The sequence below is a fragment of the Thiosocius teredinicola genome (assembly GCF_002009425.1).
In the GTDB taxonomy this organism is placed as follows: domain Bacteria; phylum Pseudomonadota; class Gammaproteobacteria; order Chromatiales; family Chromatiaceae; genus Thiosocius; species Thiosocius teredinicola.
The window spans coordinates 3285001-3310692 of the sequence record NZ_CP019936.1; the positions used below are offsets into that span (position 1 = coordinate 3285001).

24 protein-coding genes are annotated in these 25692 nt (G+C 61.1%); 7 read left to right on the plus strand and 17 right to left on the minus strand.

Annotated features, from left to right (window positions below):
• Positions 1-59 precede the first annotated feature (59 nt).
• Both ftsH and rlmE read right to left on the minus strand, forming a co-directional pair.
• Positions 60-1973, minus strand: a complete 1914-nt coding sequence (ftsH, locus tag B1781_RS15595; protein WP_174575411.1) for an ATP-dependent zinc metalloprotease FtsH — start codon at positions 1971-1973, stop codon at positions 60-62.
• Positions 1974-2088: 115 nt separating this feature from the next.
• The gene (gene rlmE, locus B1781_RS15600; RefSeq protein WP_078120542.1) at positions 2089-2709 is read right to left on the minus strand and encodes a 23S rRNA (uridine(2552)-2'-O)-methyltransferase RlmE; all 621 of its coding nucleotides are present in this window, start codon (positions 2707-2709) and stop codon (positions 2089-2091) included.
• Between the two features lie 141 nt (positions 2710-2850).
• Here rlmE and yhbY point away from each other — a divergent pair, with 141 nt between their 5' ends.
• Entirely contained in the window at positions 2851-3147 is a 297-nt protein-coding gene (gene yhbY, locus B1781_RS15605; RefSeq protein WP_078120543.1) for a ribosome assembly RNA-binding protein YhbY, read from the plus strand.
• A gap of 7 nt (positions 3148-3154) precedes the next feature.
• Here yhbY and greA read toward each other — a convergent pair whose 3' ends face one another.
• The 4 genes from greA to trxC form a co-directional block, all read right to left on the minus strand.
• A complete protein-coding gene (greA, locus tag B1781_RS15610) occupies positions 3155-3631 on the minus strand; it encodes a transcription elongation factor GreA (RefSeq protein ID WP_078120544.1) in 477 nt (158 codons plus the stop codon).
• 25 nt (positions 3632-3656) lie between these two features.
• Positions 3657-6866 (minus strand): carbamoyl-phosphate synthase large subunit, encoded by a 3210-nt coding sequence (gene carB, locus B1781_RS15615; protein WP_078120545.1) that lies wholly within the window; start codon positions 6864-6866, stop codon positions 3657-3659.
• A gap of 76 nt (positions 6867-6942) precedes the next feature.
• The gene (gene carA / locus B1781_RS15620) at positions 6943-8070 is read right to left on the minus strand and encodes a glutamine-hydrolyzing carbamoyl-phosphate synthase small subunit (protein ID WP_078120546.1); all 1128 of its coding nucleotides are present in this window, start codon (positions 8068-8070) and stop codon (positions 6943-6945) included.
• Positions 8071-8276: 206 nt separating this feature from the next.
• Complete coding sequence (trxC, locus tag B1781_RS15625) at positions 8277-8717, minus strand: thioredoxin TrxC (RefSeq protein WP_078120547.1); 441 nt, start codon at positions 8715-8717, stop codon at positions 8277-8279.
• A 151-nt stretch (positions 8718-8868) separates the two neighbouring features.
• Here trxC and trxA point away from each other — a divergent pair, with 151 nt between their 5' ends.
• Positions 8869-9729: a thioredoxin gene (trxA, locus tag B1781_RS15630; protein ID WP_078122094.1), complete on the plus strand. Its 861-nt coding sequence runs from the start codon at positions 8869-8871 to the stop codon at positions 9727-9729.
• A gap of 22 nt (positions 9730-9751) precedes the next feature.
• Positions 9752-10057 carry a DUF1244 domain-containing protein gene (locus B1781_RS15635; protein ID WP_078120548.1) on the plus strand — a complete coding sequence of 102 codons (306 nt, stop codon included), beginning with the start codon at positions 9752-9754 and terminating at the stop codon, positions 10055-10057.
• A 25-nt stretch (positions 10058-10082) separates the two neighbouring features.
• Here the strand turns inward: B1781_RS15635 and tsaA are convergent, their stop codons facing one another.
• The gene (gene tsaA / locus B1781_RS15640) at positions 10083-10805 is read right to left on the minus strand and encodes a tRNA (N6-threonylcarbamoyladenosine(37)-N6)-methyltransferase TrmO (protein ID WP_078120549.1); all 723 of its coding nucleotides are present in this window, start codon (positions 10803-10805) and stop codon (positions 10083-10085) included.
• Between the two features lie 195 nt (positions 10806-11000).
• On the opposite strand from tsaA, the gene B1781_RS15645 reads away from it, so the two are divergent.
• Positions 11001-13073 carry a putative bifunctional diguanylate cyclase/phosphodiesterase gene (locus tag B1781_RS15645; protein ID WP_078120550.1) on the plus strand — a complete coding sequence of 691 codons (2073 nt, stop codon included), beginning with the start codon at positions 11001-11003 and terminating at the stop codon, positions 13071-13073.
• A 37-nt stretch (positions 13074-13110) separates the two neighbouring features.
• Positions 13111-13647: a lipid-binding SYLF domain-containing protein gene (locus tag B1781_RS15650; protein WP_078120551.1), complete on the plus strand. Its 537-nt coding sequence runs from the start codon at positions 13111-13113 to the stop codon at positions 13645-13647.
• Between the two features lie 13 nt (positions 13648-13660).
• On the opposite strand, the gene B1781_RS15655 is transcribed toward B1781_RS15650, so the two are convergent.
• From B1781_RS15655 to B1781_RS15670, 4 genes are all read right to left on the minus strand, one after another.
• Positions 13661-13867, minus strand: a complete 207-nt coding sequence (locus B1781_RS15655; protein WP_078120552.1) for a hypothetical protein — start codon at positions 13865-13867, stop codon at positions 13661-13663.
• A 61-nt stretch (positions 13868-13928) separates the two neighbouring features.
• A complete protein-coding gene (locus tag B1781_RS15660) occupies positions 13929-15098 on the minus strand; it encodes a cation:proton antiporter domain-containing protein (RefSeq protein ID WP_078120553.1) in 1170 nt (389 codons plus the stop codon).
• Between the two features lie 219 nt (positions 15099-15317).
• On the minus strand, positions 15318-15569 hold the full coding sequence (locus B1781_RS15665) for a hypothetical protein (protein WP_078120554.1): 252 nt from the start codon (positions 15567-15569) through the stop codon (positions 15318-15320).
• Between the two features lie 85 nt (positions 15570-15654).
• Complete coding sequence (locus B1781_RS15670) at positions 15655-16401, minus strand: pentapeptide repeat-containing protein (RefSeq protein WP_078120555.1); 747 nt, start codon at positions 16399-16401, stop codon at positions 15655-15657.
• A gap of 90 nt (positions 16402-16491) precedes the next feature.
• On the opposite strand from B1781_RS15670, the gene fliK reads away from it, so the two are divergent.
• Entirely contained in the window at positions 16492-17613 is a 1122-nt protein-coding gene (fliK, locus tag B1781_RS15675; RefSeq protein WP_125932122.1) for a flagellar hook-length control protein FliK, read from the plus strand.
• Positions 17613-17936, plus strand: a complete 324-nt coding sequence (locus B1781_RS15680; protein ID WP_078120557.1) for an EscU/YscU/HrcU family type III secretion system export apparatus switch protein — start codon at positions 17613-17615, stop codon at positions 17934-17936. Before fliK ends, B1781_RS15680 begins: the two co-directional genes overlap by 1 nt.
• A gap of 12 nt (positions 17937-17948) precedes the next feature.
• Here the strand turns inward: B1781_RS15680 and B1781_RS15685 are convergent, their stop codons facing one another.
• The 6 genes from B1781_RS15685 to zipA all read right to left on the minus strand — a co-directional run bounded on the left by B1781_RS15685 (position 17949) and on the right by zipA (position 25655).
• On the minus strand, positions 17949-18728 hold the full coding sequence (locus B1781_RS15685; RefSeq protein WP_078120558.1) for an amino acid ABC transporter ATP-binding protein: 780 nt from the start codon (positions 18726-18728) through the stop codon (positions 17949-17951).
• A 15-nt stretch (positions 18729-18743) separates the two neighbouring features.
• Complete coding sequence (locus tag B1781_RS15690; protein ID WP_078120559.1) at positions 18744-19844, minus strand: amino acid ABC transporter permease; 1101 nt, start codon at positions 19842-19844, stop codon at positions 18744-18746.
• A gap of 4 nt (positions 19845-19848) precedes the next feature.
• Entirely contained in the window at positions 19849-21036 is a 1188-nt protein-coding gene (locus B1781_RS15695) for an amino acid ABC transporter permease (protein WP_078120560.1), read from the minus strand.
• An 84-nt stretch (positions 21037-21120) separates the two neighbouring features.
• Entirely contained in the window at positions 21121-22143 is a 1023-nt protein-coding gene (locus B1781_RS15700; RefSeq protein ID WP_078120561.1) for an amino acid ABC transporter substrate-binding protein, read from the minus strand.
• A 255-nt stretch (positions 22144-22398) separates the two neighbouring features.
• Positions 22399-24627 (minus strand): NAD-dependent DNA ligase LigA, encoded by a 2229-nt coding sequence (ligA, locus tag B1781_RS15705; RefSeq protein WP_078120562.1) that lies wholly within the window; start codon positions 24625-24627, stop codon positions 22399-22401.
• On the minus strand, positions 24624-25655 hold the full coding sequence (zipA, locus tag B1781_RS15710) for a cell division protein ZipA (protein ID WP_078120563.1): 1032 nt from the start codon (positions 25653-25655) through the stop codon (positions 24624-24626). Before zipA ends, ligA begins: the two co-directional genes overlap by 4 nt.
• Positions 25656-25692 lie beyond the last annotated feature (37 nt).

Genomic DNA, 25692 nt, shown 5'->3' on the forward strand with positions numbered 1-25692 from the left:
CGGGCGAAGTCACTTCGCCCGGCCCCGGGTTGGGTGCTGCGGATTCTACCCGCTGATGATCAGTGTTGTCCTGCCGGACCACCGATCGGCGACTCGCCGCTGACGTCCTTACCGTCGTCTGCTGGCGCACCGCCGCCGGGTGCAGCCGAGTCATCGTCCCAGCCGGCCGGCGGGCGCGGATCACGGCCTTCCATGATGTCGCGGATCTGATCGCTGTCGATCGTCTCGAACTTCATCAGGGCATCAGCCATCGCGTGCAGCTTGTCGATATGGTCGTTCAAGATGCCGGCAGCACGATCGTAGTTACGATCGATGAAGGCACGCACCTCCTCGTCGATGGCATGCGCGGTGTCATCCGACAGCGCCTTGTGCTGGGTAACCGAACGACCGAGGAATACCTCGCCTTCGTCTTCGCCGTAGGCCAGCGGTCCCATGCGGTCGGACAGACCCCACTTGGTCACCATGTTGCGGGCTATGTCGGTCGCTCGCATGATGTCGTTCGACGCACCGGTGGTCACCGACTGCGCACCGAAGATCAGCTCTTCGGCGATACGCCCGCCGAACAGGCTCGAGATCTGGCTCTCGAGGTGCTCCTTGCTGTGGCTGTAACGGTCCTCTTCCGGCAGGAACATGGTCACACCCAGCGCACGACCGCGCGGGATGATCGACACCTTGTACACCGGATCGTGCGACGGCACGTTCAGGCCGACGATGGCATGCCCTGCCTCGTGATAGGCGGTCAGACGCTTCTCGTCTTCCTTCATCGCCATCGACTTGCGCTCGGCGCCCATCATGATCTTGTCTTTGGCCTTCTCCATGTCTTCCATGTCGACCAGGCGCTTGTTGGCGCGCGCGGCGAACAGGGCCGCCTCGTTGACCAGGTTGGCCAGGTCGGCACCGGAGAAGCCCGGCGTACCGCGTGCGATCAACGACGGCTTGACGTCGTCGGCGAGCGGCACTTTGCGCATGTGCACTTTCAGGATCTGCTCGCGACCGAGGATGTCCGGCAGGCCGACCACGACCTGGCGGTCGAAACGGCCGGGGCGCAGCAATGCGGGATCGAGCACGTCCGGACGGTTGGTCGCAGCGATCACGATGACGCCTTCGTTACCTTCGAAACCGTCCATCTCGACCAGCAACTGGTTCAGGGTCTGCTCGCGCTCGTCGTGACCGCCGCCGAGACCGGCGCCACGGTGACGACCGACTGCGTCGATCTCATCGATAAAGATGATGCACGGGGCGTGTTTCTTCGCCTGGTCGAACATGTCGCGCACACGCGATGCACCGACACCGACAAACATCTCGACGAAGTCCGAACCGGAGATCGTGAAGAACGGCACCTTGGCCTCACCGGCAATCGCACGCGCCAGCAGGGTTTTACCCGTACCGGGCGGTCCGACCATCAGCACGCCGCTCGGGATCTTGCCGCCGAGTTTCTGGAACTTGGACGGATCTTTGAGGAAGTCGACCAGCTCTTTGACCTCTTCCTTCGCCTCTTCACAGCCGGCGACATCCGAGAAAGTCACTTTGACCTGGTCTTCGGTGAGCATGCGCGCCTTGCTCTTGCCGAACGACATGGCGCCACGTCCTGCGCCCCCGCCCTGCATCTGGCGCATGAAGAAGATCCACAGACCAATCAGGATGAACAGCGGGAACCAGTTGATCAAGATATTCCACAGGATCGACGGCTTTTCCGGCGGCTCGGCGCGGATCTCTACGTTCGCATTGAGCAATTGATCGACCAGCTTGTCGTCGGCAGGCGCATCCGTAGAGAAGCGGCTACCGGACGTCATCACGCCGTCGATGCGACCATCTTTATAGATGGTGACACTGGCGACGTTCTTGCGTTCGACCTGCTCAATGAACTTTGAATAGGTGAGTTCGGGCGAAGAGGGTTTCTGCGCCGTGAAGCTGTTGAAAACCGTCATCAGCACGACGGCGATGATGACCCACAGTACGATATTTTTGGCCATGTCGTTCACGGCAGTTCCCCATGCCTAAAGGCGTTGCCGTTCGGCAATGACACCGAACATGCTGATCGTTGGCGCCCAACGGGACCCCAGTTTCTCATAGCGTTTTCGTAACCTACTACGAATGATAGTTCCCGGCTACCAGATAAACCTCGCGGCTTTTGGGCCGCGAAGCCTTGGGTTTGCGCGTCACGGCGCGACCGAAATCCGCCTTCACCTGGCGCATCCAGTCGTCGAACCCCTCGCCGTGGAACACTTTACAGACGAAGCCGCCGCCGGGACGCAGCCGCTGTTCGCAAAAATCCAGTGCCAGTTCGCACAGATGCATGGCGCGCGGCTGATCCACCGCAGCCACCCCGCTTACATTGGGGGCCATATCCGAAATCACAAGATCGACCGGCTGTCCGTCCAGGGCGGCGTCGAGCTTGACCAGGGCTTCATCCTCGCGGAAATCCCCCTGGATCACCGTCACGCCGGGCAGTTCATCCATCGGCAGGATGTCGAAGGCGATTACCTTTCCCTTTGGCCCAACCAGATCGTGCGCCACCTGCGACCAGCCACCCGGTGCGGCACCCAGGTCGACGATCACCTGACCGGGCTTGATCATCCGGTCTTTTTCCTGAAGTTCCAATAGCTTGTAAGCAGCACGCGAGCGGTAGCCTTCACGCTTGGAGCGTTTGACGTACTCATCATTGACATGCCGCTGCATCCAGCGGTGACTGCTTTTCGATCGTGCCATGAAGGTTTTAGGCCAATCGGCCGGAAAACGAATCCGGATTATGCCATCCCCTGCCTTCGGCATGATTCAGAATCCGCAATCGACGTACCCCAGTTGCTGCATTTCGCTTATAGTTGGCGGCCTTTTTTGCGAATCCTTGCGATGAAATTATCCGAATCTCAAAAACGCCACCTGCGCGGCCTTGGACACCACCTGAAACCCGTCGTCTGGGTCGGCCAACACGGCCTTAAAGACAGCGTCATTGCCGAGATCGAGCAGGCCTTGGATTCGCATGAGTTGATCAAAGTGAAGATCGCCGCCGACCGCGAAACGCGCGTCGCCATTGGCGAAGACATCTGTGAAAAGACCCATGCCGAGCCGATTCACAGTATCGGTCAGATGCTCATCCTGTTTCGGCGTAACGCTGAAAAGCCGAAGGTGGCGTTGCCGTCGTCCTGATTCGGCACTACTCGTAGCGGACTTCGAGAATCTCGAATTCGTGGGTGCCGCCCGGCGCCTCGAGCGCGACTTCGTCGCCCTCGCTCTTGCCGATCAGGGCACGCGCCACGGGTGAGGTCACCGAGATCTTGTTGTGCTTTAGATCGGCCTCGTCGACGCCCACGATCTGGTAGGTCTTTTCTTTGTCGGTGTTCAAATCGAGCAGCACCACGGTAGCGCCGAAGATCACCTTGCCGCCGGCATTAACCTGGGTCACGTCGATAATCTGAGCGTGCGACAACTTGGCCTCGATGTCCTTGATACGACCTTCGATAAAGCCCTGCTGCTCACGCGCTGCGTGATACTCCGCGTTTTCCTTCAGGTCGCCATGCGCGCGCGCCTCGGATATCGCCGCAATCACGGCCGGACGCTTGACGCTCTTCAGTTCGTTCAGCTCGGCGCGCAAGCGCTCGGCACCATGCAGGGTCATCGGATGTTTTTCCATTCGTCGTCTCCTCCGTCGGTCGCGATCAACCGTGAAGTTCGCGCAGGCTGTTCACATTCAATTGATCCGGCTGCTGCAATGCAAGTACCGCGGCCTCGGCGCCCGAAATCGTGGTCGTATAGCTGACCTTGTGCTGCAACGCCGTGCGGCGGATCGATGCGGAGTCGATGATCGCCTGCTTGCCTTCCGTCGTATTGATGATCAGATCGAACTCGTCGTTCTTGATCATGTCGACGATATGCGGCCGGCCTTCCTTCACCTTGTTGACCACGGCGCACTCAATGCCCGCCTCGCTGATCGAGCGGCAGGTACCGCGCGTAGCCGAGATCTGGAAACCAAGATCGGCCAGCTTGCGCGCCACGCTGACGGCACGCGCCCGATCGGCCTCGCGTACCGATAGCAGCGCCCGGCCGCTGCGCGGCAACAACACGCTGCCGCCTTCGTTGGCCTTGGCATAGGCCTCGCCAAAGGTGCGGCCGACGCCCATGACCTCGCCGGTCGATTTCATTTCCGGGCCCAACAGGGTGTCGACACCGGGGAATTTGACGAACGGAAACACTGCCTCTTTTACGTAGTAGTGCTTGGGAATAATCTCGCCATCGATGCCCTGCTCCTTGAGCGACTTGCCCGCCATGCAGCGCGCTGCGATCTTGGCCAGCGGGCGGCTGGTCGCTTTCGACACGAACGGCACGGTACGCGAGGCGCGCGGGTTCACTTCGAGCAGGTAGATGTCGTCGCCCTTGATCGCGAACTGCGTATTCATCAGGCCGACGACCTTGAGCGCATGCGCCAGCTTGCGGATCTGTTCGCGCATGCGATCTTGCACCGAGTTGCTCAGCGTATACGGCGGCAGCGAGCACGCCGAGTCGCCGGAGTGCACGCCGGCCTGTTCGATGTGTTCCATGATGCCGCCGATCAGCACGTCTTCGCCGTCGCAGATCGCATCGATATCGACTTCGATCGCATCGTCGAGGAAACGGTCGAGCAACACCGGCGATTCATTGGAGACCTTAACGGCCTCACGCATGTAGCGGCGCAGATCGTCTTCATCGTGCACGATCTCCATCGCGCGGCCACCCAACACGTAAGAGGGACGCACAACCAGCGGATAACCGATCTCTGCTGCCAACTGCACCGCCTGCTCCGCCTCGGTCGCTGTGCGGTTCGGCGGCTGCTTAAGGCCTTCGCGCTCAACCAGCTTCTGGAAGCGCTCCCGGTCTTCGGCCAGGTCGATCGAATCCGGCGAGGTGCCGATGATCGGCGCACCCGCGGCTTCGAGATCTTCGGCCAGCTTGAGCGGCGTCTGGCCGCCGTACTGCACAATGATGCCTTTCGGATTCTCTTTGTGAACGATCTCGAGCACGTCTTCGAGCGTCAGCGGTTCGAAATACAGGCGATCGGACGTGTCGTAATCGGTCGATACGGTTTCCGGGTTGCAGTTGACCATGATGGTCTCGTAGCCGTCTTCGCGCATGGCGAACGCAGCGTGCACACAGCAATAGTCGAACTCGATACCCTGACCGATACGGTTCGGCCCGCCACCGAGCACCATGATCTTGTTGTTGTCGGTCGGCTCGGCTTCGCACTCTTCCTCGTAGGTTGAGTACATGTAAGCCGTGCTCGATGCGAATTCGGCCGCACAGGTATCGACGCGCTTGTAAACCGGGCGCACGCCCAGTTCATAGCGATGCTGGCGCAGCTCCGCCTCGGGAATTTCCAGCAGGTCGGCAAGCCGCTTGTCGGAGAACCCCTTGCGCTTGAGCTCGCGCATGCGCGCCGCATTGAGCGCCTCGACGCCACCGTCACGCACGGCAGCCTCGTCGCGCAGCAGGTCTTGAATCTGTACCAGGAACCAGCGATCGATCTTGGTGTGATCGAACACGTCTTCCAACGAAAAGCCCATGCGGAAGGCATCGGCCACGTACCACAGGCGTTCGGCGCTGGGCTGGCGGATCTCGGAGATCACGACATCGCGCACATCGTCCGCACTCAGATCGACGACCGGATCGAGCCCGGCCTTGCCGGTTTCCAGGCCACGCAGTGCCTTCTGCAGCGATTCCTGGAAGGTGCGGCCGATCGCCATGACCTCGCCCACCGATTTCATCTGCGTGGTCAGGCGCGCATCGGCCTGCGGAAACTTTTCAAAGGCGAAACGCGGCACCTTGGTCACGACATAGTCGATCGACGGTTCGAACGAAGCCGGGGTGACACCGCCGGTGATCTCGTTGCGCAGTTCGTCGAGCGTGTAGCCGACCGCCAGCTTGGCGGCGACCTTGGCGATCGGGAAGCCGGTCGCCTTCGAGGCGAGCGCCGAGGAACGCGACACGCGCGGGTTCATCTCGATGATGATCATGCGCCCGTCGTCCGGGTTGATCGCGAACTGTACGTTCGACCCACCGGTATCGACGCCAATCTCGCGCAACACCGCCAGCGAGGCGTTACGCATGATCTGGTATTCCTTGTCGGTCAGCGTCTGCGCCGGCGCGACGGTGATCGAGTCACCGGTATGCACGCCCATCGGATCGAGGTTTTCGATCGAGCAGACGATGATGCAGTTGTCGTTGCGATCGCGCACGACCTCCATCTCGTATTCTTTCCAGCCGAGAATGGACTCTTCGATCAACAGCTCGGAGGTCGGCGACAGATCGAGGCCGCGGGCGCAGATCTCTTCGAATTCTTCGCGGTTGTAGGCGATACCGCCGCCCGAGCCACCCATCGTGAACGACGGGCGGATGATCGTCGGGAAGCCGATCTGCGCCTGCACCTGGTTGGCCTCTTCGAGCGAGTGCGCGACTGCCGAACGCGGCATGTCGAGTCCGATCTTGCGCATCGCCTTGCGGAACAGATCGCGATCTTCGGCCTTGTCGATCGCCTCACGGCTGGCACCGACCATCTCGACGCCATGTTCTTCGAGCACGCCTTCACGCACCAGGTCGAGCGCGCAGTTCAGCGCGGTCTGGCCGCCCATGGTCGGCAGCAGGGCGTCGGGCTTTTCCTTTTCGATGATCTTGGCGACCGTGCGCCAGGTGATGGGCTCGATGTAGACGGCGTCGGCCATGTCCGGATCGGTCATGATCGTCGCCGGGTTGGAGTTGACCAGAATGACGCGGAAGCCTTCCTCCTGCAGCGCCTTGCAGGCCTGCGCACCGGAATAGTCGAACTCGCATGCCTGACCGATAACGATCGGGCCTGCGCCGATGATGAGGATGCTCTTGATGTCTGTTCTTTTAGGCATGTGCTACCAACCACGAGAGGCGCGTTGCGCCAGTAATCCAATCGGCTCGTCCTTGTGCGCCGGGTTTCCCCTGCCCTCAGCGGGCTTCCATCAATTCGATAAAGTGATCAAACACCGGTGCCACGTCGTGCGGCCCGGGACTGGCTTCCGGATGCCCCTGAAAGCTGAAGGCCGGCCGGTCGGTGCGATGGATGCCCTGCAACGATCCATCGAACAGTGATTTGTGCGTCGCCCGCAGCGTGTCCGGCAGGCTCGCTTCGTCCACGGCAAAACCGTGGTTCTGACTGGAGATCATCACCGTGCCTTTTTCCAGGTCCTGTACCGGATGGTTGGCGCCGTGATGACCGAATTTCATTTTTACCGTCTTGGCACCCGATGCCAGGCCCAGCAACTGGTGGCCAAGGCAGATACCGAAGGTCGGCATGCCGGTGTCGACGATCTCTTTGATGGCGTCGACCGCGTAATCGCACGGCTCCGGGTCGCCCGGGCCATTGGAAAGGAACACGCCATCGGGCGACATCGCCAACACGTCGGCGGCCGGGGTCTTGGCCGGCACCACGGTCACGCGACAGCCGCGGTCGACCAACATACGCAGGATGTTGCGCTTGATGCCGTAGTCGTAGGCCACGACATGGAACTTGGCCTGCTCGGGATCGCACTCGACGTGGCCTTCACCCAGCTTCCAGGTGCCTTCGCCCCAGGTGTAGGACGAATCGGTGGTGACCTCTTTGGCCAGATCCATGCCCTTCAGGCCGGGAAAAGCGCGCGCAGCCTCGAGCGCCGCCGCCTCGTTGATCTGGCCGGCCATGATGCAGCCGTTCTGCGCACCCTTCTCACGCAGCACACGTGTCAGGCGGCGGGTATCGATATCGGCGATCGCGACGATGCCGTTGCTGCCGAGATACTCTTGCAGCGAACGCTCACTGCGGAAGTTGCTGACGATCAGCGGCAGATCGCGGATCACCAGGCCGGCCGCGTGAATCGCGCCGGATTCCTCGTCCTCGCCGTTCACCCCGGTGTTGCCGATGTGCGGATAGGTCAGTGTGACGATCTGACGGCTGTATGAGGGATCGGTGAGGATCTCCTGGTAGCCGGTCATCGCCGTGTTGAACACGACCTCGCCGACGGTCTGGCCTTCCGCACCAATGGAACGGCCGTGAAAAATGCTGCCATCTTCAAGAACAAGTATCGCCGGACTGGTCATTTATACGCGCACAAAAAGCCGGTAGAGACACGCTATCGCTATCTCTCCCGGTCACTAGAATTTTTTGAATCTGGTGGACCTGCAACGCTGTGTTGCAGTGCGCAATGTTACGGTAAGCCGCGTGCCGCTGTCCACGCCCCGCGCTTAATTCTAACAGCCACACGCGCCACTGTGTGCCGGTGTTTGCGACCTGTCGCCCAATGACGTCACGCCAAGCGGTGCTGACGCGTCCAGGCGACAATATTCGCAGCATCCATCGCCCCGGCAACCCGGTCGATCTCGCGCCCGCCGGCAAACAGGATCATGGTCGGGATGCTGCGGATTCCGAACTGCGCCGCCACGGCCTGTTCGTTCTCGGTGTTCACCTTCAAGAGCCGCACCTGGGGCTCGAGCTGAGCCGCGGCCTGTGCAAAAGCGGGCGCCATCATCTTGCACGGCCCGCACCAGGGCGCCCAGAAATCGACCAGTAATGGGATATCGCTGCGCGCGAACTGCTGTTGAAAACCCTGGCCGTTAACTTCAGCCGGATGGGCGGCGAACAAGGGCTGCTTGCAGCGCCCGCACTTGCCGCCGGCGCCGAGCCGATCGACCGGCACCCGATTCACGCCATTGCAGTGAGGACAGACCACGTGTTTCGATTCGCTCACTACCCTACTCCAGAAAACTTCGTTGCATGCCGGGTAAATAGGGTCGTCACGCTCGAACTTCAAGCACCCTGCGCCCCCCTTGCAATTGTTCGCCATCGACCGCATTTTTGCGCATTGAGACTAAACCTACGCACGTTTGGAGCCGGTTACGATGGCAGACTCGCCGTACATCTTTGAGATCGACGAAAGCAACTACGAACAGATCGTTCTGCGCGGTTCTTTCCAGGTGCCGATCCTGGTGGATTTCTGGGCGAGTTGGTGCCAACCGTGCCAGATGCTGATGCCGGTGCTGGCCAAGCTGGCAGATGAGTACCAGGGCAAGTTCATCCTGGCCAAGGTCAACACCGAAGAACAACAGGCGATCGCACAGCAGTTCGGCATCCGCAACATTCCCAACGTCAAGCTGTTCCGCGACGGGCAGCCGGTCGACGAATTCGCCGGCGCCTTGCCGGAGAATGAGATCCGCGCCTTCCTCGATCGCCATCTGCCGCGCGAATCCGACGGCACGGTCGCCCAGGCGCAGCAACTGCTGATGGGCGGCGATGCGCAGGGTGCACGGGCCTTGCCCGAGCAGGCCCGCGAACAAGACCCGGCCAACCCGAGACTGGCGTTGATGCTGGCGCAAACCTGCGCCGCGGCGGGTGATGTGGATGGCGCCGAGCAGGTGCTCGACACCCTGCCCGCCGATGAGCAGGACAATCCCGAGACCAAGATGCTGCGCGGCCAGCTGTTTTTCGAACGCATCGCCCAGCAGGGCACCCCGGGCGCCGACCCTGCGGCCCGCGTCGAGCAGTCGCCCGATGACAGCGACGCCCGCTACCGCCTGGCGGCTCAGCAGATCGTGACCAACGATATCGCCGGCGCGTTGGACAACCTGCTGCTGGTCATGCAGAAGGACCGCAAGTACGGCGACGATGCCGCGCGCCTTGCCCTGCTGAAGGTGTTTGATATGCTCGGCGACGACCCTGCGGTCAACCGCTACCGTGCCCGCATGTTCGCGCTGTTGCACTGAACGCCACCAAAGAGATTCCGAGATGACCCCCGAAGAACAAACTGCGATCGAAGCCGCTGCCTGGCGCACGCTGGTCGGCCATCTGCAAAAACGCAAAGACGTACAGAATATCGACCTGATGAACATGGCAGGCTTCTGCCGCAACTGCATGTCGCGCTGGATGGCGCATGCCGCGACCGCGCAAGGCGTGGAACTGAGCGATCCCCAGGCGCGTGAGATCGTCTACGGCATGCCGTACGACGAGTGGAAGTCGAAGTACCAGGCCGAGGCCACGCCGGAGCAACTGGCAAAGTACAAGCAGATCGGTCCCGACGATACGACCGATTGACCCGCTCTACACGAAACCCGGCTGTTCAACCGGCCGGGGCTTTCACACCCACGACCTCCACACCCTCAGCATCCACCCGCCAGCGCACGTCGCGGTCGGCGAGCCGCATGCCGTAGACGCGGTCGCCTGTTTCGTTCTGGCGATAGGCCGGGCGCGGATCGAGCGCCAGCACCGCCGTCACCAGTTCACGCATACCGGCAGGATCGTCGGTCGTAGCGAGGTCTTGTAGCGCCTCCGCCGCGAAGCGCACGGCCAAGCGCGCAGCGGGCGGCTCAACCGCATACCCGGCCTTCGCGTCGCTAATGGCATCGACATAGGGCACGTAAGGCTTGATGTCGTAGATCGGCGAGTCGTCCAGCAGGTCGACACCCGAAACGCGCAGCATAGGCCTGGGCCCGGCAATCACCTCGAGCAGGCGCAGCACCGATAGGCCCAGAAAATTCGGCCGGAACGGCGCTCGGCTGGCCCACACCCCCACCTCTTCGTTACCGCCCAATCGTGGTGGCCGGACTTTCGGCCGCCAGCCCTGATCGACGCAGCGATCGAAACGGAAGGTCACCCAGATGTGAGAAAAGCCCTCGAGCCCGGTGAGCATCGCAGGGTCGTCGAACGGCGGCAGAAGTAGAATCTCGCCGACCGCCTGCTCGACCAGGCCCGGTTGGCGCGGGATGCCGAATTTTTCCTGGTAGGGAGAGCGGATCACGGCAACCGGCTCAATGGTTGTCGCCGGCCATTCACCTTTCGCCATTGTGTCACCCAAACTCCGTCACGCCGAATCGCGATCCAAGGCATAATACCAAGGCCTGCCAAAACGATTTGGTCGTGGCAGGATTCGATTAAGCTATCGCGCAAGCGGACGATAGCCGAACCGCGGGGCAGCGAGCATGCGTCAGGCCGTATTCACGATGTCGCCCTGCGCCACATCCGCCCGCAAAGCCGTTTGATGCCGACGAATAATTACAAAAACATCGCCCTGTTTTTGCTGTTGCTGACCGGTCTGCTGATCACCATTTGGATGGTCGACGCAACCCGGCTGGCATCGCTCACCACGCTTGGCGCCGCGGTCGCGATCGCCATCGCGATCACGTTCGTCTGGCATTTCACCTTTCATCGACCGATGCGCCGCAGCCTCGATGCGCTGGCCAAGCGCGTCAGCCGTTTGTCTTACCGCTGCGACGGGCCACCCTCGACCGAGGCCGATATCGCCGATCCGCATATTCGACACATTGCGCAACGACTATCTCGACGCCACCGGCGCTTCGCCGCCTATGCAAGCCGTTTGCGCGACCAATGGCGTCGCCTGCGCGGCATCTACCGCAATTCGCACGATGCCATTCTGGTGTTCGACCCCGCCAGCGGTGCGCTGAAAGACTGCAACCCACGAGCCGCCGAACTGTTCAGCTTGCCGATTGATGAGCTGATCGGGCGATCGATCGATGAACTGCACGACGAAGAGCCCGGATACCTGCGCAGCCTGGTCGATGACGTAATGGATGGCAGGCACGGCCGCTCGATCAGAACAGACTATCGCGCCGCCGATGGACGCGTGTTGCCGGTCGAGGTATCGCTATCACGCCTCGAACTCAATACCGGCAACCTGCTGTTGTGCATCGCGCGCGATGTCAGCGAACACGAACATGCGGCGCAACGCATCGAACACCTCGCCTATCACGACACCCTGACCGGCCTGCCGAACCGCACGCTGCTGACCGATCGCGTGAACCGGGCACTGGCACGGGCGCGACGCACCGGCGAGATCGGCGCCCTGTTGTTTCTCGATCTCGACAAGTTCAAACGCATCAACGATTCACTCGGCCATTCGGTCGGCGACGAATTGCTCAAGGAACTGGCGCGCCGTCTGCGTACCACCTTGCGCGAGGAAGACACTGTGGCGCGTCTGGGCGGCGACGAATTCGTCGTGCTGCTCGAGCGACTCGGCGAAGACCTGGAGGCCGCCGTCGACAAGGCGCGCGAGATCGCGACCAAGATCCGCACGGTGTTCGCGGATGAATATGAACTCGAGGGCCACGAATTGTTCGTGACCGCCAGCATCGGCATCGTCACGTTTCCGCACGATGGCGACACCGTCGACACCCTGCTGCGTCATGCCGACACTGCCATGTACCACGCCAAGGGCGACGGTCGAGACGGTGCGCGGGTGTTCGAACGCCGCATGGATGAAGCGGCCATTTCGCGGCTGCGCCTGGAAAACGAATTGCGTGCCGGCTTGCGCGACGGGCAGTTCGAATTGTTCTTCCAACCGGTATTGACGATCAAGGACGGGCGCGTGCTCGGCGCCGAGGTTCTGCTGCGTTGGCGCCACCCTACCGCTGGCCTGATCGCTCCCACGGAGTTTCTGCCGTACATCGAAAACGGCGCATTGATGCTGAAGCTCGACGATTGGGTGCTGCTCGAATCGTGCGGCCTGCTCGGCAGGATTCAAAACGACCCGGATATGCAAACACCCGAACGGCTCGCCATCAACATCAGCCACCAGCAGTTCGTGCAGGCAGAGTTCGTTGACCGCATCCGCGAGATCACCGAACTGACCGGCGCCGACCCCAAACGACTGCAGTTCGAGATCACCGAGACCATGCTGATCAAGGACACCAAGGAATCCGTCGACCGCATGAACGCCCTGCGCCAGCTCGGTATCAACTTCGCGATCGACGATTTCGGTACCGGCTATTCATCGCTCGCCGATCTGCGTCAGCTCCCGATCGACACGATCAAGATCGATCGCACGTTCATCCGCGACCTGGCGAGTGACCCGAACGATGCCGCCATTGTGCGCGCCATCCTGTCGATGGCCCACCATATCGGCGTCAACGCGATCGCTGAAGGCGTGGAAACGCGCGAGCAGTTACAGTTTCTGCGTGATGCCGACTGCGCGTATTACCAGGGATATCTCGGCAGGCCGCCATTGGACCGCGAGACTTTCATGGAAGAGCTGCGCTACAGTGCAGAACTCTATACGCGAAACGCATCACCGTCCGAGCAAGCCGATCTCACCTAAGCTGCCCCTGATACGATCACATGCGAACGAGGCAATCATGAAGACCAAAACCTGGCTGTCGATGTTGGCCCTGTTGCTGTGCTCAGCGGCCGTGAATGCCGGCTGGGATCCGGCAGACAACGCAAGACTGTTGCGTGAGGCGCCGAAGACAGTCGCCACGTTTCGCGCTGCCGACCCGTCGCTGCGCCGCTTCTTCGACAGCGCCGCCGGCTGGGCGGTGTTCCCCACCGTCGGCAAAGGCGGCTTCGTGCTGGGCGGGGCCTATGGCAAAGGGGTGGTCTACAGTGGCGGTACAGCGGTCGGTTTCACCGAGCTCAAGCAGGTCAGCGTCGGCTTGCAGGTCGGCGGCCAGACATACAGCGAATTGATCTTCTTCCGCGACCAGGCCGCACTCGAACGCTTCAAGACCGAGAAACTGGAGTTCGATGCACAGGTGTCCGCCATTGCAGCCGACAAAGGCGCCGCGGCGAGCGCCGATTATCACTCCGGCGTCGCCGTGTTTACCAAACCGAAAAGTGGCCTGATGGCCGAGGCATCGGTCGGCGGGCAGAGTTTCAGTTTCTCGCCGCGCTGACCTGTCGAACGACTTACTTGGCGGTACTGAGCAGTTCCCGGCGCATGCCGAGCTGTTGTTCAAAGAAGCGGATCATCGCCTTCTCGTAGGCACAATCGCCATCCGGCCCGATCTGGTCGAGCCGTTTTTCGAGCGCCGCGATCTCTTCTTCGAGGCGTTCTGCCGCAGTCCCTACCAGCGGCTGCTGGGTCGCACGCATCCGACGTGTTTGCATAATCATGGTCTCTTGCTTATCTGAAAGAAGCGTAGCCGCGCTGCGTGAAAGCTGTGTGACAGCGTTATCAGTCCCGGCGCAGGGCATCCGAGACGGCAATCGGTGTTGGGAACCGCAGCACAACCAGGTAAGAAGAGACCAGAAATGTGAGCAGTGTCGATAGCTGGATCAGGTAAGACGCTTCGGCGCTGATTACCCGGTTTTCCAGCGCCAGCACCGCCACCAGCAGCGAGAACTCGCTCATCTGGCCGAGGCGGAATCCGACCTCATGGGAGCGCTTCTCGGATTCGCCGGTGCGCAGCAGCAGCCAGCGGAAGACCGGCGGTTTGAGCAGCATCAGGGCCCCGGCCAACAACAACGCCGGCATGATGACCTGCCCGATCATGCCGACATCGAAACCCGCACCCAGCGAGAAGAAGAACAGCACCAGGAAGAAATCGCGCAGCGGTTTCAGGCTCTCGGCGATAAACATGGCAATCGGGCTCGATGCAAGCACGACACCGGCGATGAAGGCGCCGATCTCTGCGGACAAGCCCAGCAGCCCGGCCAACTCGGCCATGCTCATGCACCAGCCGATGGTCATCAGAAAGATGTATTCCTGGATCTTGTCGAATTTACGGATCAGGCGGATCAACACGTAGCGTTCGAACAGCCAGGCAAAAGCGATCAAGGCGGGCAAGGCAATCAACAGTTTGATGATGTCGCCGACCTGCACGCTGCCCTCGGCGCTACCCTGCACCACCAGCAACATCACGATGGCGAACAGGTCCTGCAGCAACAGGATGCTGATGATGACCTCGCCGGTACGCTGATGGTGCAGCATCGTCGTCGGCAGCAGTTTCAATCCGACAATGGTGCTCGAAAAGGCCGCGGTACCGCCGATCAGCAGGCTCTCGGTCACGTCGAACCCGAAGGCCAGCGAGATGCCGAAGCCGGTGGCAAGGAACACCAGTGAACTGAGCACAGTGACTTCGGTGGTCTTGGCAACCATGCGAAACAGTTCCTGCGGCTGCAGATTCAGACCAAGCAGAAACAGCAAAAACATGATGCCGAACTCGGAGATGCTGCGAATCAACTCCGGATCGGTGACCAAACCGAGTGCCGACGGGCCAAGCAACGCCCCGAGCACGATATACGCCACCAACAGCGACTGGCGGGCAAACAAGGCCAATGTCGCGAACAGCGCCGCGCCGGCGAAGATCAGAAAGATGGCAAAAACGATGGGGTCGTGTGCCATGGAGAGCTCAGACCTGGGGATTCAACGCGACGACCGTGAACCCCCTGTCGACCAGGCGTGGAAGCAGCGCGTATCGGACGACGCCGGCGCGCAGCTTGCTGAGAGGACAATACACCTGACAGATCATCATCGTGGAGATCATAGTAAGTCGTGCGAAAAAAAACACCCGCCGAATGGCGGGTGCGTCGAGTATCTCAAGCTTGTTGTTGTTTTCAGCGCTTAACTTTCTTTGGCTGCCTCGGCCGATGCCTTGGATACCGACTTCCTGCTCGGCTTGCTCTTGCAATGAGCGGCCACGGTACGGCCATCTTTGCGCTCGTAGCTGTCTACCCAGGTGCACTCGCTCGATGCCGAGCAGGCATTCTGTTCGATGCCCTTGCACTGGCTGGCGGCACCGGCGGTGAACGACAGACCGAGCAACACGGCAGCGGTGGCGACGCGGATGGAAACAGATGCGATAGATAGGTTCATGCTTGACTCCTTGTTAGCATTGCGAGTGCGGATCCGTGCACTCGGACGCCATTCTAACCGAGTCGACCCCGCTGAACAGGGTCTGTCAGCGAGGGCAGTCGTTAGCTTCGCATTGGCGCCCATCAACCCAGATGGCGCCGTCGAATTTCGCGCCCGTCCAGCGCGCCCCCCCGATGCGCGCCGCACCCAGGTCGGCAAAACTCAGATCGGCGCCGCTCAGATCGGCGTTGGTCAGATCGGCGGAGCGCAGATTGGCGCCCTTGAGGCTGGCGCCTTTGAGATTCGCATAAGAAAGGTCGGTTGACGTCAAGTCAATGTAGTTCAGGTTGGCGTTGCTCAGATCGGCCTCCGCCAGCTTGGCATCTACCAGCGCGGCGTTGCTGAGGTTGGCGCCGGACATCGTTGCTGCACGCAGATCGACGCCGCTCAGGCGACAGCTCTCGTAGTTCACCCCGGGTGCCGGCGATGCACTGCAGTCGCGTTGCGTTGCCTCGTCCTGCTCACCGACCAGCATCACCAGACCGGTCAGCGCAACGACCAGGACGACGACGACCACGATGCTGCGCACAGCACGCAATCGGTCGCCGCGGCGCTCATCGGCCTCCTCGGCCTCGAGTTCGGCACCCTCGGCACGCATCTGCAGCGGCACCACCTCCTTGACCTGGCCGATCCGCCGCCATTCCTTCTTGTCGGCACTCACTTCATCGTCGAGCTGCAATTTGCCTTCGAGCACATAGTGGCGCACGCGCGTGCTGCTGAACGGTCCGCGAACCGCCTTGCCGCGTTTTACATACCATTCCAGACCACTACCCTTGGCCTTGTGTGCCGACATCCGGGTTCCTTACGCTGATCGTACCTATAATGAATTTAGCGGCATGCCTGCCGATAACTTGTGAATGGCAATCCTCACATCACAACCAGCGTGAAGATAACCAAGACCCTACAGCCGCTGATCGACGCCACGCGCGGCAACATACCGTCGCTGCTCAAGCAATTGCAGGTCGGCCAGACGGTGCAGGCCAAGGTCCTGGCGCAGCTTCAACCCAACCTCGTGCGCCTGCAAATCGCCACCACCGAGCTGTTGGCGCGTACCCCGATGACACTGCGCCCTGGCACCAAGCTCCAACTGGAGGTCACCAAAGGTCAGCCGTTGCCCGAGCTGCGTATCGTCCGGCAGCCGGACATGCGCGACCACCAGATGCGCGCCCTCAAGTCCGCCATGTCGCAACAGCTGCCGCCCGACGAGATCCGTCAGGCAGTGCGCCAGATGCGACCGGAGGTGCAACAGTCACCGCGCCATGCCGAGCTGTTCCGCCAGCTCAGCAGCACCTTGCAGAATGCCGGGCTGCGCTGGGATCAGATCAATCCGGCGCAACTGCAGCGGGCGCTCTCACTGAGTGGCCTGTACCACGAGGCGAATCTTGCGGCCGGACAGCCGGCCAATCCTGCCGACGCCAAGGTTCAACTGCTGAACTTGCTCAACCTGCTGCGCGGCGGCATCACAGGTGAACCCAAAGGCGGCAACCCGGCACCTGCCGGCCAAGAGGCGCAGGTCGCACGGCAAGGTGCCGACGATGGCTTGATCTCGCGAATGATCCGTCTGGTCGAGGCATCGATCGCACGTATCCAACTACAGCAGGCGGGCGCCCTGCCGGTCGACGAACAGCAACGTCAGGCCTGGCAGATCGATCTGCCGATCAAGCTACCGGACGAGACCCACGAAACCAGGCTGCGGATCGAACGTGAGCGCCGTGAAGACAACGACGGGGCGAAAACGCCATGGGCCGTCAACCTGGCGTTCGAATTCGACACCATCGGCACCTTGCAGTGTCGGATCGGCCTGGCCGGTGACCGGGTGTCCGCGACCTTCTGGAGTGAACGCCCCCTGACCCACAACAAGGTCGAGGCCGGCCTGCCCGATCTGCGGACGGCATTCGAGGCGCAGGGTCTCGAGGTTGTGCACCTGGCCGGCGTGCTCGGCGATCCCCCGGAACCCATGATCCACATCCCCCGCCCCGACGGACTGGTGGACGAGCGCGCCTGATGAAACGCGGCAAGCAGACAGTAGGCGGCAAGAGCGATATCGCCGTCGCCCTGCACTACGACGGCAGGAACACCCCGCGGGTGACCGCCAAGGGCGAAAACCAGGTTGCCGACCGCATCATTACCGCGGCCGAAGAGGCCGGCATACCGCTGTACCCGGACCCGGAACTGGCGATGATCCTGTCGCAGATTCCACTCGGTGAAGAAATACCGGACAACCTGTACAAGGCGATTGCCGAGGTGATTGCGTTTGCCTACATCCTGGCCGGCAAGTTCCCGGAGGGTTTCATACCGCCGGAAGACGAAGCCGACGTGGTTGCCTGAATACGGCGGGCCTCAATGCGCCAGGATCTGGCTGAGGAACAGTTTGGTGCGATCTGAGCGCGGGTTGTTGAAGAACGGCTCCGGCTTGTTCTGCTCAATGATCTCGCCGCCGTCCATAAAGATCACGCGGTTGGCCACCGTCTTGGCGAAACCCATCTCGTGCGTAACGCACAACATCGTCATGCCGCTTTCGGCGAGTTCGATCATCGTGTCGAGCACTTCCTTGATCATCTCGGGATCGAGTGCGGAGGTCGGTTCGTCGAACAGCATGATGCTGGGGTTCATGCACAGGCTGCGGGCAATCGCGACCCGCTGCTGCTGCCCACCCGACAACTGACCCGGATACTTCTTGGCCTGCTCCGGAATCTTGACCTTTTCCAGGTATTCCATCGCAATCGCCTCGGCCTCCTTGCGCGGCATCTTGCGCACCCAGATGGGAGCCAGACAGCAGTTCTCCAGCACGGTCAGGTGCGGAAACAGGTTGAAGTGCTGAAACACCATACCGACTTCGCGCCGGATCTGGTCGATGTTCTTGATGTCTTCGTTGAGCTCGGTACCGTCGACAACGATCTGCCCGCGCTGGTGTTCTTCCAGCCGGTTGATGCAGCGAATCATGGTCGACTTGCCCGAACCCGACGGCCCGCAGATGACGATGCGCTCACCCTTGTTCACCGTCAGGTTGATGTCCTTGAGCACATGGAACTGGCCGTACCATTTATGCACACCGTTGAGTTGGATCATGACCCGATCGGACACTTTCATTGCCGGTTGTGAGCTTGTCGAATCAGACATCGTTGCCTCCGGGCATCAACGTTTGTGGCCGGTATGCAGCTTGCGCTCCAGGGCCATGCTGTAGCGCGACATACCGAAACAGAATATCCAATAGACGAACGCCGCAAAGGTCAGGCCCTCGATGGCGAATCCGAGCCAGTTCGGGTCGGCCAGCGCCGCCTGAATCATCGCCAGCATATCGAACAGGCCGATGATCAATACCAGCGTCGTGTCTTTGAACAGGGCGATGAAGGTATTGACGATGCCGGGTATCACCAGCTTCAACGCCTGCGGCAGAATGATCAGCCCCATGCTGTGCCAATAGCTCAGGCCGAGCGCTTGGGCCGCCTCGTATTGGCCTTTGGGAATCGCCTGCAGGCCACTGCGCACAACCTCGGCCATGTAGGCCGACTGGAACAATGAGATGCCGATCATGGCGCGCAGCAGCTTGTCGAAATGGGTGCCTTCGGGCAGGAACAGGGGCAGCATCACCGACGACATGAACAGCACGGTGATCAGCGGCACGCCACGCCAGAACTCGATGAACACGACCGACAGCGCCTTGACGATCGGCATGTTCGAACGTCGACCAAGTGCCAGCAGGATGCCGAGCGGCAATGATGCCGCCATGCCTACCGATGACAGGATCAAGGTCAGTGTCAGTCCGCCCCAGCGGCTGGTCTCAACATACGATAGGCCGAACGCGCCACCGGAGAACAGGTAGAACGCAATAATCGGATAGCCGACCAGGATGAACAGGCCGAGTTGCAGTTTCCAGGGGAATTGCTTGATGAACAGCGGAATCATCAACAGCACCAGCAGCACGCCGGCCAGATTGATCCGCCAATACTCGGATTCCGGATAGAGCCCGTACATGAACTGATTGAAGCGTACACCGACGAATACCCAGCAGGCGCCGTCACTGTCTTCACAGGCCGCACGGGTTTCACCGACCCAACTGGCATCGATAAACGCCCACTGCACCAGCGGCGGCACGGTGACGTAGAGCAGGTACATGGCCGCCAGCGTCAACAAGGCGTTCGGCAATGACGAAAACAGGTTGGATTTCAGCCAACCCAAAACGCCGACACTCGTGCTCGGCGGTGGCAGATCCGGTTGCGGTATATGGCTGCTCATCGGTCTACCTTTCCACCAACTGCTTGCGCTTGTTGTACCAGTTCATGAACAAGGAGATCACGAGGCTGATCGCCAGGTAGACCCCCATCGTCATTGCGATCACCTCGACTGCCTGGCCGGTCTGGTTGAGCGTGGTACCGGCGAATACGTTGACCAGGTCCGGATAGCCGATGGCGGTCGCCAGCGACGAGTTCTTGGTCAGGTTCAGGTATTGGCTGGTGAGCTGCGGAATGATCACGCGCATCGCCTGCGGAATGATCACCAGTTTCAACGTGACCTTCGGGCGCAAGCCCAGTGCATAGGCCGCCTCGGTCTGGCCGTGACTGACCGACTGGATGCCCGAGCGCACCGCCTCGGCGATGAATGCCGCGGTGTAGATACTCAGCGCCAGGGTCAGCGCAGCCAGTTCGGGGATCACTTCCAGGCCACCGCGGAAATTGAAACCACCGAGCACCGGATAGTCCCAGTGCAGCGGCGATCCGCTGGCGAAAAACGCCAATAACGGCGCACCGATAATCAGGCCGGTCGATACCCATCCACTCGGGAATTGCTTGCCGGTCGCCTCCTGGCGCTTGTGCGCCCAGCGCACCAGCACGATTGCGCCGGCAATCGCCGCGACCAGGGCGACGATCACCATCATGAAGCCGTCTTCGGCCACCGGCTTGGGCACGAACAAGCCGCGGTTGTTGAGAAACACCGATTCACCGACACTCAGGCTTTCGCGCGGTCGCGGCAGCGGACGCAACACCGCGAAGTACCAGAACATGATCTGCAGCAGCAACGGAATGTTGCGGAAGGTCTCGATGTAAACGGTCGCCAGCTTGGCGACCAGCCAGTTATGCGACAGACGCGCCACACCGATAAAAAAGCCGAGCAGCGTCGCGAAAAAGATACCGAGACCGGCTACCAACAAGGTATTCAGCAGACCGACGACAAACGTTCGGCCGTAGGTGTAGGTCTCGTCGTACGGGATCAGGCTCTGCAGGATGCCGAAACCTGCCTCGTTCGACAGAAAATCGAAGCCTGTGGTAATGCCACGCTGCTGCATGTTCTGCAGCGTGTTGCTGAGCAGGTAGTGGCCGAAGGCGATGAGGGCAACGACCAGAATGATCTGAAACAGGGTGGCGCGGAAAACCGGATGTCGCCACAACGGCACCTTGGAAGAAGACTGCGACAGATTCTCTGACGGCATATTGTTATTCTGATTTGTGGGTAGTGCTGCCCATCCCTGCGATTGTGTTCGCAGGGATGGGCATTAGCTACACCTGGGACGGCTTCAGCGAATCGGCGGCGCGTACTGAATGCCGCCTTTGCTCCACAGCGCGTTCAGGCCACGCGAGATACCCAGCGGACTGCCCTTGCCGACATTGCGCTCGAACACCTCGTCGTAGTTACCGACCAACTTGATGATGTTATAGCCCCACTCATCCGGCAGGCCCATCCATTCGCCCTTGACGCCTTCGAGGCCCAGCAGGCGGCGGATGTTCGGGTCGGTGCTGCTGCCCTTCATCTCGTCGACGTTCTGCGAGGACACGCCGAGTTCTTCGGCGTTGACCATGGCGAACAGCGACCACTTGACGATATTGAACCACTCGTCGTCGCCTTGACGCACGACCGGGCCCAGCGGCTCTTTGGAGATGACTTCGGGCAACACAATCGCGCTCTCCGGGTTGCCCAGCTTGATGCGCAACGCATACAGCTGAGACTGGTCCGAGGTCAGCGCATCACAACGCCCGGCTTCGAAGGCCTTGATCGTTTGATCCGAGGTGTCGAAGGTGATCGGCGTGTAGTTCATCTTGTTGGTACGGAAGTAATCCGCAAGGTTCAGCTCGGTGGTGGTGCCGGCCTGGATACAGAATGAAGCGCCATCCATCTCCAGCGCACTCTTGACGCCGAGGTTCTTGTTTACCAGGAAGCCCTGACCGTCGTAGTAGTTGACGCCGGTGAAGTTGAGACCGAGCGACGTATCACGGGTATAGGTCCAGGTCGTGTTGCGCGGCAGCATGTCGATTTCGCCGGACTGCAGCGCAGTGAAGCGTTCCTTGGCGGTCAGCGGACTGTACTTGACCTTATCGGCATCGCCGAAGATCGCAGCCGAGACGGCGCGGCACATGTCGACGTCGATGCCGGTGAACTTGCCTTTGTCATCGGCGCTCGAAAAACCGGGCAGACCCGTGCTTACGCCGCACTGCACAAATCCTTTCTTCTTCACGGCATCCAGGGTCGCGCCTGCGTTCGCAGCAGTCGACATCGACAACGCGGCCGCCACGCCCAGAACGACAGTTAACTTTGCTTTCATGATGGTGGGTCTCCTCCCGTGTGCATCGAAATTCTTCGAGATTATTTGTTTATTCAACGACCGTGCCAAGACTGCCGTGGGTGCTGCTACTCGCATTTTCAGCACCGTTCGAGTGTGTCGCGCCCGGATGCGGGCGTCAAGGCAATACCGGGAATGGGGACATGGCGCCTGTCACCGGTGCGTCGCCGCATACGACGGCGACATGCTGGTGCAAGGCGATTCGATCGCGCCCCAGGACGGGGCCGGCAGAAGGCGCTATTTCAGGCTGTCGAGCAGTTTGCCCAGGCCCGTTTCATCGAGTACGGCAACCCCGAGATCCTGGGCCTTGGTGAGTTTCGAACCGGCCGCTTCACCGGCGACAACATAATCGGTTTTCTTGGACACGCTGCCCGAGACCTTGGCGCCGAGCGCGATCAGTCGGGCTTTTACCGCGTCGCGCGGCTCCGACAGGGTGCCGGTAAGCACGAACGTCTTGCCGTTCAGCGGCTGATCCTGTGCCTCGGCAACCTCGATCGCAGGCCAGTGAATGCCCTGCTTTACCAGCCGATCGATGACCTCACGGTTGTGCGATTGCTTGAAGAAGGTCACCAGCTTTTCGGCCAACACGTCACCAACGCCTTCGATCTTGACCGACGGGGTGTTGGCCAGCGCATCGGCATCGGCTTGCAACACGTCACCGACCGACTCGAAGCGCTCGGCGAGCAACAGGGCATGCGTATGGGTAAACCATTTCAGACCCGGCAGCGGCACGATCACCTCCGCGATGGGCGTCTTGCGATCGGCATGCTCTTCGAGCACCTCGCGCAGACGTTTGGCCTGACTCTGCTTGAGCTCGACCAGGTCCGTCAGACGCAGTGACATCACGGCGTCGAGCGTACCCAGCGCGTTGGCGATGTTGGCCGCCATGGTCTCGCCGATGCCGAGAATTCCGAGCGCGAACAGAAAGCGCGGCAGGGTCGTCTCGCGCGATTTGGCCAAGGCGTCGATCAGGTTCTGCGCCGATTTCTCGGCCATGCGATCCAGGCCGGCGAACTGCTCAACGCTCAGCTCGTACAGATCGGCAAGATCATCGACCATCTCACGGTCGACAAGCTGTTCGACCAGCTTGTCGCCCAATCCCTCGATGTCCATCGCGCGGCGTGAGGCGAAGTGCTTGATCGCCTCTTTGCGCTGCGCAGCGCAGTACAGACCACCGCTGCAGCGCGCGACGGCCTCACCTTCCGGTTTGATGACATCCGAGCCGCACACCGGGCAATGCGTCGGCATCATGACCGGCTTGGTTTTGTGCGGCCGCCTGTCCAGAACAACACTGACAACCTCGGGAATGACATCGCCGGCGCGGCGTACGAAAACGGTATCGCCCACCCGTACATCCTTGCGTGCGATCTCATCCATGTTGTGCAGCGTGGCATTGCTGACGGTCGCGCCGCCGACGAAGACCGGTGTCAGACGGGCGACCGGCGTGACGGCACCGGTCCGCCCGACCTGGAACTCGACCGCCTCGACAACGGTGATCTCTTCCTGAGCGGGAAACTTGTAGGCGATCGCCCAGCGCGGCGCGCGCGACACATAGCCCAGCGCCTGCTGATCGGCGACACGGTCGACCTTGAAAACCACGCCATCGATATCGTAGGCCAGCGCATCGCGGCGCTCAGCAATATCCGTGTAGTAAGCCGTACATGCTTCGAGCCCGACCATCACTTTCAGCTCCGGCGAGATCGGCAGGCCCCAGCCTTCGAGCAACGCCATGTTGCCGCTGTGGGTGTCGCCCATGTCATGGCCCTCGACCTCGCCAAGCCCATAGCAGAACATCGCCAACGGTCGACTCGCGGTGATCTTGGAGTCCAGTTGTCGCAGGCTGCCGGCGGCGGCATTGCGCGGATTGGCAAATTCCTTATCGCCCTGCGCACGCTGGCGTGCATTGAGCTTGGCGAAACCGGCCTTGGGCATGAAGATCTCGCCACGCACCTCGAGTACCGGCGGCCAACCCTTTCCCTTCAAGCGCAGTGGCACCGATTTGATCGTCTTGACGTTCTGCGTGACGTTTTCGCCGCGCGTGCCGTCACCACGCGTTGCTGCCTGCACCAGCACACCGTCTTCGTAGCGGATACTGATGGCCAGGCCGTCGAGCTTGGGCTCGGCGGCATAGCCCACCTCGCCATCGAGCTTCAGTCGTTCGCGCACCCGTCGGTCAAAGTCGGCCATCGATTCGGCCGACAGGGCGTTGTCTAGCGACAACATCGGCAGTCGATGTTTGACCTCTTCGAAGGCGGAAAGCGGCGCACCTCCGACGCGTTGGGTCGGCGAATCGAGGGTGATCAGGTCGGGATGCTGGCGCTCGAGTTCCTGCAACGCGCGGAATACCCGATCGTATTCGGCGTCCGGCACTTCCGGGTCATCCAGCACATAGTATCGATGGTTGTAGCGTTCGATCAGTTCGCGCAGGGAGGTGATCTCGGCCTGCGGCGATGGCTTTTTGCTCAATGCCGGCTCCGCGCCAGTTTTATCTTTCGACGATGCTCAATGATCGATTCGCGGGTGTGTTCCTGCATCTGACGGGTCAGCTTGTTGTGCCGCTCGTCCTGCAATTCACCTTGCATCAACGCGGCCAGACTGTTGGCCGTCGCCAGCATGGCCTCGTAGATCTCGACGCCGTCGCGCACGCCGGGCAACTGGGTGAACATCGACAGGCCGGGCGTGCTGAAATTCGCCATGTCGTCGGCCGGGAAGGTACCCGGCTCGACCATGCTCGCCATGCTGAACATGACACGGTCGCTGTTGCCGTCGTACCGATGGTAGATCGACATATCTCCGATCTGCATGCCGTTCTGCTGGCATGCGCGTTCGATGGCGCTGCCACTGAAACTACCGTTCTTGGCCTTCAGGTTGATTACGACAATCTTGCGTTCGACCTCATCGGCCAGCGCCGGGTCGGTGTGCAGGTAGTCGTTGTCGCCATGTGCATCGAAGTTCAGATCCATCGAGAATTGCGGATCATCGTTGCGCGACGCAGACCAGTCACCCACATCGACCGGATCGGGATCGAGTGTCGACGCCGCACGTTTGTTCGGGTTGCGCGGCGCGGCTTTCGGCTTTTCGGGTTCGGCCTGAGTTGCCGGTTTTTGTTGCGGCTCGGGTTGCGGCTGCGCTGCGGTTTGCGGCCGGCTCTCATTGCCCAACGGCATCTCGGCCTGCGCCAACCGCGATATCACGGTTTCCGGTTCGTCCTTGGCGGACGCCACGGGTGGCTGCTGTTTGGGTTTGAGGCCAAGCACCTCGTCGGGATCGTCGTCGTAGTCGCTGTAGTCGTCGACGTCGTCATCATCCAGCGTCGGTTCGGCACGCGATCCCCGGGCGGATTCTTCCCCACCCTGGTAATCGTCGCCGCGAGCAACGTCGCGCGCCATGCGTTTGTGCGGCATGGCGTGCTTGTAGCGATCCCAAAGATAGATGCCCACCACCAGCAGGACACCGAAGACGATAAGTATGAGTCTAACGAGATCTGGATCCATCGCTATTTGCCGTCGAACAACTCCAATCGACCGAATG